Origin of the sequence: Paraburkholderia sp. Ac-20340, from assembly GCF_017104965.1 — a bacterium.
Lineage (GTDB): Bacteria > Pseudomonadota > Gammaproteobacteria > Burkholderiales > Burkholderiaceae > Paraburkholderia.
Genome location: NZ_JAAGPR010000010.1, coordinates 212,860 through 224,497 on the forward strand (window position 1 = coordinate 212,860; position 11,638 = coordinate 224,497).

The following is an 11,638-nucleotide window of genomic DNA, read 5'->3' on the forward strand; positions in this document are numbered from 1 at the left end:
GTCTCACGCGGCATTCTGACGGTACTGGAGTTGCATATTCCAGCAATCGTTAAACACTGACTCGCAGAGGCATTCATCATGAAATCGATCTTCAAGACACTGGCCATTACCCTTGCATTGCTGAGCCCGGCACTTGCGTTCGCACAGTCGACAAATGGACCGGTCACCCGTGCGCAGGTCCGGCATGAACTGGTTCAACTGGAACAGGTTGGCTACAAGCCGTCGGCTAACAGCCTGAATTATCCCGATGACATTCAGGCCGCAGAGGCAAAGGTTGCTGCACAACCCTCGATGACCAAAGCCGTTGATACGGGATACGGTGGCACGTCCATCGGCGCCCAGCAATCCGGCAGCCCGATGACGGGTCACTTTCAGAACACGTTGTACGAACACCATTGATGCCATGTGTGCCGGCATGGTTCATGAGCGCACCAGCGACGGCGCTGCGCCGTCGCTCGCTGTTTCGCTTAGATCCGTGCTAAAGCGAATTCACGGATCGCTTCGCAAAGGGACGCAACGGCCTGCTCCGTAACCGCGTTATACAGCGACGCGCGAACGCCCCCTAGTGAGCGATGACCTTCAAGGCCGGTCATTTGCCGCTCGCCAGTAAATTCGATGAAGGCGCGATCGAGCCGCTCGTCGCCGAACGAAAACGCCACATTCATCCGCGAACGCCACGGCGCTTTTGCGTGAATACGCACGGCATCGCCCAGGCTTTCAAGCGCGCCGTAAATTGCGGCCGATTTCCGCTCGTTAATCGCGCACATCGATTGCAGACCGCCGATCTCGTCGCGTAACCATCGCGAAACCAGCGTCAGCACGTAGATGGCGAATACGGGCGGCGTGTTGTAGTTCGAGCGATGTTCGATATGCGTGCGATAGTCGAGAATCGCTGGAAGACCGTCTGGAACGCGTTCAAGCAATGAGCGCTTGACCAGCGCAACCGTGACGCCCGAAGGACCGAGATTCTTCTGTGCGTGCGCATAGATCATTGAATATCGATCGGTATCGATGGGCGCGGAAAGAAAGTCCGAAGACATATCCGCAATCAGCGGCACATTCGAGGGGCCTTCCTGTGCGCCAAATTGCAGCCCTTCCACCGTCTCGTTCGAAACGTAATGCAAATACGCTGCACGAGGATCGATATCCAGTTTCGTGAGATCCGGCAATTCGCTATAGCGCGAATGCACACCGTCCCATGCCACGGCGCATCGATAGACGCGTTGCGCTTCCGCCGTCGCGCGGCGGCTCCAATAGCCTGAACTGACGTATTGCGGCGGTGCCCATGCCTGTCCCGCGAAATTCATCGGGATCGTCGCGAACTGAAGACTGCTACCGCCCTGCATGAAAGCGATTTCGTATTCATCGGAAAGGCCCAGCAAAGCACGCAGATTCTGCGACGCTTCCTCAACCAGCGAAACGAACCACTCCGACCTATGGCTCATGCCCAGGACTGAAATCCCCGTTTCCGGCAACGTCTCGATTGCGCGCTGCGTCTGAAGCAAGACCGATGCGGGTAACGCGCCCGGTCCACCCGAAAAATTAAACTCGTTCCTGCGTGTCGTCATCGTGCTCTCGATTCATTTTTGCCTTGCGCTCGACCATCGCGCAGAACGCGTCGAAAAAGCGCTTCATTCGGGCAGGCTTATAGGGAAACGCCGTTGGGTCGTCCATATCGTGCACCACCATCGCTGTGGCGATTTCGAAGATCACGAGGCGACCGTCCGGCGTCTCCGCGCAATCGAGTCCGACATAATCCAGCCCGGTCGACTTCGCGACGGTCGCCAGTGCGTTGCGATGACGGTGCGCGAAATCCGCATCGAAGGTCGCCATAAAGCGCGCCTCTTCTTCGCGACGCTGCGCATGCGCGAGCATCTCTTCATAGGGGTAATGCACCATCCAGTGCACGGAAATACCCATGTGCGAGACGTAGGGCACACCGTCGATCAACGCAATGCGGTACTTTCTGAACAGGCCGTCCGCGCTGCGATAATCGATATACGAGGCCACATAAAATTCGTCGCGATCCGACTCGCGCAGGTATTGCGCCAGTTCGTCCATCGTCTGGACGCGCGCGAGGCCTTGCCCAGCGTGAGACCCTACCGGACGAATGATCATTGGAAAGTGCACGCCGGCGACGTCGTTGACACCCTCGGGCTCGTTAATACGCGCAACGAGCACCGCACGCTCGACGCGCACCGTGTTCGCCATGTGAATGCCCGCTTCGGCACCCAGCAGGTTCCAGGCAGCGTCACGGGTGGTGCATGGAATCCGATCCGGGCGATTGATGACCGGCGCGTCGGTCTTCTTCAACAACTCCGCGATGCGCGCCAAGGCCGCACGGTTTCCATCGAGCGCACAGGGGCCGACCAGAATGACATCGTGCTCGGGCAAACGGCAATCCGCATCGAGCGCCTCGTCCACAAACAGCACGTCGATCTGAAATCCCGTGTATGCCACGAGGCATTCGAAGGGCGTGTTTGTCATGAGATCGCCGGCTGCCTTGAAAACCAGCAGCTTCACTGGGTCGTGCGAAACAGCCTGGTGAATGCGATATTGGCGCTGCATGCTGATCGCCAGTTTCTGAACAGCCAGCGCCGAAGCACGCTCGAACTTCAATTCGAGCACCCACGCCAATTCCAGCAGTGCCTGCGGGTCATCGTGCGTGCGGCTATATTCGATTAAGGTGGCGCCCAGTTGGGTGAGATCGCCGCCATTCGATGCCAGCCGCAACAATGCCGAAAGACCCAGCGGCTGATAGGACGTTTCCTGAACTGTTTGAGCGTCACCCATTTCAGCGGGTCTCATCTTTCAACACTCGGGCAAGCATGGGAGCATCGCCGATGTAACCCACTTCCTCCTCAAAAGCCGGAATTTCAAATGGGCGTGGCGATTCGCCTTGTCGATCTTGCGCGACGGCTTTCCGTTTGAATTGATTGCAGTCGATCAGCACGAATGGATTCGCCTTGCGTGGCAGCTTGTTCAATGTGCGTCCTTCGGTTTGCGGTGCGAATTCGCACCGGTTCATCTGACATGAACCGAACGGAACAAAATGCCGAACGGAACGGCACGCAGACTAAGACAAGCCCGCTTATGAAATCCTTAACTTGTAGAAATACATTGCAACATCTTGGGAGTAATATCCGGTAATGAAATTCTCTCGCCAAAGATCATTGTGATAAGTGAAAAATAATTTCCCCATGAACAGATTTTCATGAAATTCGTGTGGCGACAGAATGCCGTCATGTCATGATGTTGCGAGCGAAATTTGATACGTCATCTAATATTCGCTTAAGGTAAGTTGGTACAAAATCGCGCGCGTGACTTTCGCGCGTAAGTTTCCTTATTCGCCAGACATCAGTTCTGCGCCTGCGCAGCAAAGCGCAATTGAACCTTGCAACCCGGCTCGTTATCGAGAATCTCCACGCTCGCGTCATGAACGCGCGCAATCGCTGCAACCAGACTCAAGCCCAATCCGTGTCCCGACGTCGAGTTTTCGAACGCGCGCCCGCGATAGAACAGCCGCAGTACCGCACTGCGCTCTTCCGGCTCGATGCCGGGGCCGTCGTCGGCAACGGTCAGCAACGGTTGCGCGCCGTCGAGCCGCACGCTCAAGGCAACCGCACCACCTTCGGGCGTGAACTTCAGCGCGTTGTCGACGAGGTTGTCGATCGCACCGAACAGCAAATCGAAATCGCCATTCACCTGCACGGGCGTCGCCGCGTCCACGCTGAACGCCACGCGGCGATGCTCCGCGAGCGGCTCATAAAGATCAGCGACATCGCGCATTACGGCATCGAGCGCAATCGCACGAAAGCTCGCACGGCGGCTGCCCGATTCGATTTCAGCGATTCTGAGCAGCGCGGAAAAGCGGTTGAGCACTACGTCCGCCTGACCGATCGCCACGTCGATCGCCTGCTCGAATGCCGGCGGTGTTTCAGCGCGCCGTCGCGCGCGTTCCAGCCCGGCGCGCAGCGACGTCATCGGCGTGCGCAAATCGTGCGCCACGCCCGCGCACACGCTGCGAACCTCGCCCATCAATCGCTCGATCTCGTCGAGCATGGCGTTGACGATGCTCGTGAGCCGGTCGAGATCGTCGTGACTGCCGCGCAGCGGCAAGCGCCGGCTTAGTTTGCCCGCCATGATCTCGCGTGCCGATTCGCCAATTGCAGCGATGCGCCGGTTCGCGTATCGATTGAGTACAACGCCGCACGCAAGCGCCAGCAAACTCGTCAGCGCAATACCCGCGAATAGCGTGTCGAGCAGCGTGCGATCGAAGTGGCGCACTTCGTCGATCGAATGCCCCACCACGATTCGCAGGCCGCTCGTGGTCGGAATGATGATGCCGCGATAATGCGCGAGCCTGCTGCGGCCGCCTTCGCTCAGCGTTTCCGTGTAATCGAACGGCTCGCGGTCTTCCTTGTCTGGAAGCGTCGAGACGTTGCCCGCGAGGCGCACGCCATGCGCGTCGAACACGCCATAGGGCCGCGAGGACGCAATATCCCGGCGGCTCAGTGCCGCGATCGTTTCGATGGCCTGCGTTAGGCCGATGGCGTGAAATTCAGCGAATTCGCCGCGCAAACGCTCATCGACTTCATGCAGCAGATAAGCGCTCGTGAGCCCGTAAAGCAGCGCGAACAATGCAATGGCCGCGCTCAGAAACCCCATCAGCAGCCAGCCCACGCCGCCTGATCTTCCGAGGCGCGCACGCAGCCTGCCGCTAGACCGAAACATGAATGATGTATCCAGAGTTACGCACCGTCACGATCATCGCCGAAAGCCGCCCGTTCAGACTGAGCTTGCGGCGCAGATTGCTGATGTGCATGTCGATCACGTTGGTTTGCGTGTTGAAGTGATAATTCCAGACCGATTCCAGCAGCATCGTGCGCGTGACCACTTCGCCCGCATGACACATCAGGAATTCGAGCAGGCTGTATTCACGCGGCTTGAGCTCGATGAGTTCGCCCGCACGCCGCACGGTGCGCGTCGCGCGTTCGAGCGTGAGCTCACCTACGCAGAGTGTCTGCGCGTCGCTCACCCCGTTGGCCGCGGCCTGGCGACGGCGCAGCAGCGCATTCAGACGCGCCGTGAGTTCGAGCCCGTCGAACGGCTTGACGAGATAATCGTCGCCGCCCGCGCGCAGACCTCGCACACGCTCGTCCACGGCGTCGAGCGCGCTGAGGATCAGCACCGGCGTCTGCTTGCCGATATTGCGCAACGTCGCGAGGATCGAAAGGCCGTCCAGATCCGGCAGCATGCGATCGAGCACGACGGCGTCGAACTCTGCATGCATCGCGCGCAGCAAGCCCTGCAAACCGTTAGGCACGCATTCGACGTCGAAGCCGTAGTCTTCGAGCGCCGAAGCAACTTCGAGCGCGGCGCCCGGATCGTCTTCGACGACCAGGACGCGCGGGTGGCTTGTGCGCGCGGTGTTCATCGCTTGCTCACGGGTTCGGGACGTTGCGGCTTGCGCTCGCGCCGGTCCACGCTGAATCGGGCAGCACCGCCGTGCCTTCCTGCGCCACCGCCTGCAACGCGCGCGGCGCCAGACCCAACGCGGCGAGCATCGTCGGCGCGACCTGCGTGGTCGAAACCGGCCACGTAACGCGCTGGCCCGCCGCCGCGAGATGCGGATTCGACACCAGCAGCGCCACGCGCGTGTCGTCGTCGTGAAACCCGCCATGCTCGGCGAGCTTGCCGTCGTGCGCATCTGCGAAGATCACGCCGTCGCGCGACACGACGACTATATCGGGCGTGCGGTTGTCGTCGCGCGGATTGGGAAAGCGCAGCGCGAGACGCTCGCCGCTGATGACGTCGGCAATCCCGAGCGCCTTTGCGTGAGCGCGTAGCGCGGCGGTCACAGCAGCCGTCGTCTTGGCGTCGCGCAGCCACACCAGCGCGCCGTGATCGACAGTCAACTGCCCGAGCGCGCCAGGCGCAGCGGCCTCGATCGCCTGTTGAAGTTTCGACGCGTCGATCTTCCTGAGGCGTGCGGGATCGACCGGCCCATTGCCGTGTTTCGCGCTGATCACAACGAGCGTGTCGTCGCGCAGATGATTGCGTTCGAGCGCATCCGCGAACGTGTGCAGCAAGCCGTCGACGTGCGCGAGCGCGTCCTCGACGTCGGGCGTGAGCGCGCCATCGGCATCGCGATAGCCATAGAGTTTCTGCGCGACGTTCAGCGACTGCAGATTCAGGCCGAACAGGTTCGGAACGGGCGCGGCGGCACTGCCGTCGTGATTGCGGCCGTCGATCTCGTTGACGAGCGCGCGCGCCTTCATGGCGTCGTAGGCTTCGGTGCGCGCGAGCGAACCCGTGATCTTCTGCACGCGCGCGGCACTGGCGGGATCGTCGAGATGCTCGTAGTTCGCGCCGATCTCCGGCAGGAACAGATCGTCGACGCCCTGTCCCGATGGCCCCTCGACCAGTTCGTAAGTCGGATGCTTGTCGATCCACGCGGTGTAGCCGCCCGCCTCGCGCACGGCCTCGAACACCGTGTTCACCCGCAGATACGCATGGGGATAAACCGGCGCGCATGCCTGCTGCGGATCGCGCGGCAGCTTCGCCGGATCGATTTCGTCGTGGCCGTGACCGTCATCCTTGTCGAGCGATTCATCGTAGCGCACGCGTGTGCCGGTCGCGCGGCAAGCGCCGCCCGGAGCCGCGAGCGAGCGGTCGTAGGTGTCGTCGTAGTACACGCCGGTCGCCGCGGGCGTGCCGCCCGTGACGAGTGCGAGCAGCCCGGGGAACGAGTCGGCGGGCGTGACGGTGCGGGCGTTGGTGTAGTCGACGCCTTGCGCGGCGAATCGCGCCAGCGTGCTCTGCGGATGCGCGGCGACGAAGCGCGCGAGATCGCTCGCATGCAGGCCATCGACGCTCACCAGCAGCACATGATGCACCGGCGCGTGCGCGGGCAAGGACGGCGCGGCATTGGCGGCGCACGCAGTGTTCGTCATCAGCGCCACGGCGGCGCTCAACGCGCCGGTCAGCGCGGTCAGAATTCGGTTCATTCTTGTTCGTCGAGATTAAAGTTGACCCAGAGTTGTTCGGTCAGGGCTTTGCCGGCGAAGGCAGGCTCGGGTTTCGGATAGTCCGCGTCGCGCACGGCGGCGAGCGCAGCGCGGTCCAGCAGCGCGACGCCGCTCGACACCACGACACGCGCCTCGGACACCACCCCATCGCGATACGTGAACGCGACGCGCGTGCGCCCCGCAACACCCGACATGCGCGCCGACTCCGGGTAATGGAGCGCGGCCTGGATCGCGGCGCGCAACTTGCCCGTGAAGTTCGGGCCGGGCCCGGCTGGCCCGGCTGGCGCGGCGGCCGTGGCGGGCTGTACGGGTGCGTGCGTGACGGGCGCGGGTTCGGCGGCTGTGGGCGCGGGCGCTGGAGCCGGTGCTGGTGCTGGTGCTGGTGCGGCCACTGGCGTCTTCTCGGGCGGCGGCGTCGCATGCACTACGCGATGCACCGGCTCTACGGGCTTCGGCTTTACCAAAGGTTTCACTGCGGGCTTCACCACGGGCTTCGGCTCGGGCTTCGTCACCGCAGGAGGAGAAGGCGTAGGCGCTGGCGCAGCCACGCTCGCAAGCGAGAGCATCGTCGGCTTGCGTTCGGGCGGCAGCGGCGGCGCGCTGCGATGCGCGAGCACAGCCCACACGCCGGCCATCAACGCGGCCTCCATGCACAGCGCCATCGCAGCGGCGCCCGCCAGGCGCACACGCCCGGACGACACGCGCGGCATCGGAATCATCGGCACGGTCGCCATGTCACTTCGCCACCGGCTGCGCCGCGAGCGCGACCTGCGTGACGCCCGCCGCGCGGCAAGCATCCATCGCTGCCACCAGGTATTGCAGGCGCGCCCCGCTCGCGCCCGCGATCGTCACGGCCATGTGTGCGGCATCCGGCTGTGCGGCCAGTTGCGCCGTGAGTTGCGCAGGCGTTAGCGTGTGGCCGTCGACGGACAGCGCGCCGTCGTCGGTGAGCGTGACGGTGAGCTTCGGCGGCGGCAACGACTGCGCGGTCGAGCTCGACGGCAGCTTCGTGGCGAGTCCGGCATTCGGAATCATGTGCAGCGTGATCATGATGAAAAACACCAGCAGGAAGAACATGATGTCGATCATCGGAATGATCTCGATACGCGCCTTGCGCGCTTCGAAGTACTTCATGTCACGCTCCTTGCGTCGCGAGCGATGCAAGGCCGCTCGCATGCTCGCGCGGCTCGGACAGCGGCTCCATCGCGCAACCGCACAAGCGATTCACGAGTGAAATCTTGAGCGTGTCGAGCTGATGCGCCGCGAGACGCACGCGGTTATGCAGGCCGTTGAAGAACAGCAGGCCGATCATCGCGACGAACAGGCCCGACGCCGTAGCCACCAGCGCCTCAGCGACGCCCGCCGTCACCTGTGTCGGCGCATTGCCCGGATTCGACAGCACCTGAAACGCGTGGAACATGCCGACGATCGTGCCGAACAGACCCAGCAACGGCGCGAGCGTGACGATGGTGTCGAGCACCCACAGGAAGCGGTCGAGGCGCGGCGCTTCGCGCATGACCGTTTCCTCCAGCATGGCTTCGACCTTCTCGCGGCTGCGCTCGCCGCTCATGCGCGCGGCCAGCGACAGCACGCGACCGGCCGGCAGATCGCGATGACGCAAAGCCAGCGTGGCGAGCGCGCTCGCATCGACGTGATCGAGCCGGTCGAGTTGCGCCTGCGCGACGTGGCCGCTCGCGTGAAGCCGGCTGAGAAACCAGCCGCGTTCGAGGATGACCGTCAAGGCGACGAACAACATGATGGCGATGACGTACAGAACGCCACCCGAATCGCTCGCGTAATGCATCAGGGTATCGACAGACATGGAAAGAAGCTCCGGTAAAAATCAGAAGTCAGTGGAAACGGTCGCGAACACCGCGCGCCCGGGAATCGTCCAGTAGAGCGGCGTGTTGTCCTGCGCGGTGTAGCCCGCGAGGCCGTCGATGCTCGTCCGGTTGAAGAGGTTGTCGATTTCGAGGCCGATGCGCGTATTGCGCATCCACGTCGTCGGCGATTTGATCGTGTAGGCGGCGGCCAGATTGGTGACCATGAAGCCGCCGATCGGCTGCTGATTGCCCGTGTCGCCGTATTGATGACCGACGAACTTCGAAATGAGCGAGCCGTGCACCGGGCCGCGGTCGTAGATCACGCCAAGCGCGGCGGTCTGGCTTGGCGCATTGGGCATCCAGTCGCCGGTGCTCTTCTGCTTCGCGGAATTGAACGTGAGGTTGCCGTAGAGGCTGAAGCCGTAGCCCGCGTAGAACGTGGCCTCGGTTTCGAAGCCCTTGTACACGGCGCCGCCCGCGTTCGAGAAGACGGTGTTGCCGCCCACCGTCGTACTCGTGACCGCGTTGCGGAAGTTGATGTAGTAGAGGTCGGCGGAGACGGTGAGACGGTCGGTTTTGTAGGTCGTACCGAGCTGGTAGTTGTCCGTCTGTTCCGGCGACGGCTGGCCCGACACCGAAGCGTTCGGCACGTAGAACACGTTCAGGTTCGGGGCGAGAAAGCCCTGCGCGTATTGCAGGTAGGCGCTCCAGTGCGGATCGATCTGCTCGTGCAGCGTGAGCGACGGCAGTACCTTCGTCCACGTATGGCTGAAATCAGCGGCCTCGCCGGACTTCTGATTCAGCGGCGAATTCAGGCTGCGACTGAACGACACGAACTTTACGCCCGGCGTGAGCGTGAGTCCGTACGGCAACTTCCACGCATACTGCACATAGGGCTCGAACGTGAGGAACGTATCGTTCATCGTGTAATTCATCTGCTGGAGCGCGAAATTGAGCGTGTCGTCCACGTTCATGTTGTCGCGGAAATTCGACTGGTGCGTGATCCAGCCGCCCAGTTTCAACGTGCCCGGGCCGAGTTCCTTCTCCGCGCTGAATACGTCGCCGAAGGCGCGATAGTTATTCGCCATCTGCGTACCCGGCACGTTGTCGGCGCCGAAGCTCGTGCCGTTCGGCGTCTCGCCGTTCGGGTCCATGCCGTTGAAGCCGTCGTGGTAATAGCCGTAGGTGTAAAGCTTGTTATCGAGCTTCCAGCCGCCCAGCACGGTCTGCAAGCCGATGTACTCGAAGTCCGTGTTGATACGGTCGAAGTTGTATCCCGAGTAGGCCTGGCTCGTGGGATCGCCATTGAGTGCGAACGAAGACCCGTACCGGCGGATCTGCGCCGCCGTCGCACCAACCGAGGTGTTCTGGAAAATCTTGTTGTAGTCGGCGTACAGCGTCAGCAACGTATCGTTGCCAAGCGGCTTTTCGAGCTTGAAGAAGACGTTGTCGCGACGCTGACCCACATTATCGAGCGCGCCATCGCTGCTCGAATGCGTGTAGCCGACCACGGCGCGCGCGTCGCCCCACTTTTCCAGGTCGCCCGTGTTGAGCGTTGCGCCCGTCACCCACGTATTCCAGCTGCCGTACGAGCCGAGCACCGAAAACGCAGGCGTGAGCGACGGCTCGATCGACGACACAGCCACCGTGCCGCCGAAGGTCGCGAAGCCAATTTGCGAGGCGTCGCCGGAACCGCGATCGACCGCAATACCGCCGATATTCTGAGCGGTAAAGAAGGAGGTGGAATGGTGCGTGAAATCATTCGAATCGCCGAACGGAATGCCATCGAATGTCACGTTGTACTGGCCGTCCTGGAAGCCTCGAATCGAGAGGCTTTGCGTCTCCATCAGACCAGGCCCGTTCGGATTGACGCTCGAAACGCTCGGCGCAATCTGCAGGATGTCGCTGTAATTCGATGTCGGCGCCGTGCTGTTCTGAATGTAATTCTTGTTGATAATCGATTTCGGCTCTGATGCCGTGAGCGATCCTTGCGTGGGCGCCTGCGCGGGCGCGGTTTGCGCTTTCGTCGACGTGGCGGCCCCGGTCGAGTCCGAGGTGGCCGTGCTTTGCACGGCGCCGAGATCGCCGCTCGACTGCGCAAAGGCTGCAGGCGCAGCCGCTGTGAACATTGACGCCAACATGAGTTGGGCGATCGGCCTTCTGCGAAGCCGCATCTGAACCTGCTTCATCCTTAGGTATCCTTTGCTTTTGATTGACGATCTGCGTGGGCAACGCCGCCATACTAGGGGCAAGGGATTAATTGGCCGTGGTGCGAAACTTACGAAGTTAAGCGGCGCGTCCTGATTCAAAACCGGCGGACGCGAGTGTGGACGCAGAACAACGTGAAATGAGGGGTTGCCGCGGAATCGCGTGAGAAACGAGGCGAAGGAAAATGGACATTCACGCGCCGGACACACCCATTTTCGGGTGCATCAGGCGCGTGATGATGGTGCGAACATGCGCAGACGGGGCGAACCGTTGCGCAATACGCTTACTGGCTCAGCGGCTTACCGCTCGCATCCTTGATTTTCAGCTTCCATTGCTGCTCGATTTCGCTCACAACCGATTGCGGCAGCGAGATGTAATCGAGGCTGTCAGCAGCCGGCGTGCCGTTCTTGAAGGCCCAGTCGAAGAACTTGAGCGTTTCCTTGCCTTGATCCGGCTTGTCCTGTGCCGTGTGCAGCAGCACGAACGTGGCGCCAACGACCGGCCATGCTTCCTTGCCCGGCTCGTTCGTCAGGATCTGGTAGAACGACTTCTTCCAGTCCGCGCCAGCAGCCGCTG

Annotated in this window: 11 protein-coding genes and 1 pseudogene; 1 reads left to right on the forward strand and 11 read right to left on the reverse strand. The window is 61.9% G+C overall.

Features of this window, described 5'->3' with window-relative positions; genetic code table 11:
* The first annotated feature begins 78 nt into the window (after nt 1-78).
* A complete protein-coding gene (locus G3N59_RS16190) occupies nt 79-399 on the forward strand; it encodes a DUF4148 domain-containing protein (RefSeq protein WP_205983617.1) in 321 nt (106 codons plus the stop codon).
* Between the two features lie 68 nt (nt 400-467).
* Here G3N59_RS16190 and serC read toward each other — a convergent pair whose 3' ends face one another.
* The 11 genes and pseudogenes from serC to G3N59_RS16245 form a co-directional block, all read right to left on the reverse strand.
* Complete coding sequence (serC, locus tag G3N59_RS16195; RefSeq protein ID WP_205983618.1) at nt 468-1,568, reverse strand: 3-phosphoserine/phosphohydroxythreonine transaminase; 1,101 nt, start codon at nt 1,566-1,568, stop codon at nt 468-470.
* Nucleotides 1,543-2,808 carry a RimK family alpha-L-glutamate ligase gene (locus tag G3N59_RS16200; RefSeq protein WP_205983619.1) on the reverse strand — a complete coding sequence of 422 codons (1,266 nt, stop codon included), beginning with the start codon at nt 2,806-2,808 and terminating at the stop codon, nt 1,543-1,545. Before G3N59_RS16200 ends, serC begins: the two co-directional genes overlap by 26 nt.
* A complete protein-coding gene (locus tag G3N59_RS16205) occupies nt 2,795-2,986 on the reverse strand; it encodes a hypothetical protein (RefSeq protein ID WP_205983620.1) in 192 nt (63 codons plus the stop codon). Before G3N59_RS16205 ends, G3N59_RS16200 begins: the two co-directional genes overlap by 14 nt.
* A 371-nt stretch (nt 2,987-3,357) precedes the next feature.
* Nucleotides 3,358-4,734: an ATP-binding protein gene (locus tag G3N59_RS16210; RefSeq protein ID WP_205983621.1), complete on the reverse strand. Its 1,377-nt coding sequence runs from the start codon at nt 4,732-4,734 to the stop codon at nt 3,358-3,360.
* The gene (locus G3N59_RS16215; RefSeq protein WP_205983622.1) at nt 4,721-5,437 is read right to left on the reverse strand and encodes a response regulator transcription factor; all 717 of its coding nucleotides are present in this window, start codon (nt 5,435-5,437) and stop codon (nt 4,721-4,723) included. The genes G3N59_RS16210 and G3N59_RS16215 overlap by 14 nt, the downstream gene beginning before the upstream one ends.
* Before the next feature lie 7 nt (nt 5,438-5,444).
* On the reverse strand, nt 5,445-7,010 hold the full coding sequence (locus G3N59_RS16220; protein WP_205983623.1) for an alkaline phosphatase family protein: 1,566 nt from the start codon (nt 7,008-7,010) through the stop codon (nt 5,445-5,447).
* Nucleotides 7,007-7,765 (reverse strand): TonB family protein, encoded by a 759-nt coding sequence (locus tag G3N59_RS16225; RefSeq protein ID WP_205983624.1) that lies wholly within the window; start codon nt 7,763-7,765, stop codon nt 7,007-7,009. Before G3N59_RS16225 ends, G3N59_RS16220 begins: the two co-directional genes overlap by 4 nt.
* A 1-nt stretch (nt 7,766) precedes the next feature.
* The gene (locus G3N59_RS16230) at nt 7,767-8,165 is read right to left on the reverse strand and encodes a biopolymer transporter ExbD (protein ID WP_205983625.1); all 399 of its coding nucleotides are present in this window, start codon (nt 8,163-8,165) and stop codon (nt 7,767-7,769) included.
* Between the two features lies 1 nt (nt 8,166).
* On the reverse strand, nt 8,167-8,853 hold the full coding sequence (locus tag G3N59_RS16235) for a MotA/TolQ/ExbB proton channel family protein (RefSeq protein ID WP_205983626.1): 687 nt from the start codon (nt 8,851-8,853) through the stop codon (nt 8,167-8,169).
* A gap of 21 nt (nt 8,854-8,874) precedes the next feature.
* Nucleotides 8,875-10,983 carry a TonB-dependent receptor gene (locus G3N59_RS16240; RefSeq protein ID WP_205983627.1) on the reverse strand — a complete coding sequence of 703 codons (2,109 nt, stop codon included), beginning with the start codon at nt 10,981-10,983 and terminating at the stop codon, nt 8,875-8,877.
* Between the two features lie 362 nt (nt 10,984-11,345).
* A pseudogene (locus G3N59_RS16245) lies at nt 11,346-11,638 on the reverse strand (phosphate ABC transporter substrate-binding protein PstS); the annotation flags it as partial.

What these genes read in the sequence shown, in the direction of transcription:
- serC (WP_205983618.1), bottom strand. Translation starts at nt 1,568, where the DNA reads ATGACGACACGCAGGAACGAGTTTAATTTTTCGGGTGGACCGGGCGCG.
- G3N59_RS16210 (WP_205983621.1), bottom strand. Translation starts at nt 4,734, where the DNA reads ATGTTTCGGTCTAGCGGCAGGCTGCGTGCGCGCCTCGGAAGATCAGGC.
- G3N59_RS16240 (WP_205983627.1), bottom strand. Translation starts at nt 10,983, where the DNA reads ATGTTCACAGCGGCTGCGCCTGCAGCCTTTGCGCAGTCGAGCGGCGAT.
- G3N59_RS16220 (WP_205983623.1), bottom strand. Translation starts at nt 7,010, where the DNA reads ATGAACCGAATTCTGACCGCGCTGACCGGCGCGTTGAGCGCCGCCGTG.
- G3N59_RS16190 (WP_205983617.1), top strand. Translation starts at nt 79, where the DNA reads ATGAAATCGATCTTCAAGACACTGGCCATTACCCTTGCATTGCTGAGC.
- G3N59_RS16230 (WP_205983625.1), bottom strand. Translation starts at nt 8,165, where the DNA reads ATGAAGTACTTCGAAGCGCGCAAGGCGCGTATCGAGATCATTCCGATG.
- G3N59_RS16200 (WP_205983619.1), bottom strand. Translation starts at nt 2,808, where the DNA reads ATGAGACCCGCTGAAATGGGTGACGCTCAAACAGTTCAGGAAACGTCC.
- G3N59_RS16225 (WP_205983624.1), bottom strand. Translation starts at nt 7,765, where the DNA reads ATGGCGACCGTGCCGATGATTCCGATGCCGCGCGTGTCGTCCGGGCGT.
- G3N59_RS16215 (WP_205983622.1), bottom strand. Translation starts at nt 5,437, where the DNA reads ATGAACACCGCGCGCACAAGCCACCCGCGCGTCCTGGTCGTCGAAGAC.
- G3N59_RS16235 (WP_205983626.1), bottom strand. Translation starts at nt 8,853, where the DNA reads ATGTCTGTCGATACCCTGATGCATTACGCGAGCGATTCGGGTGGCGTT.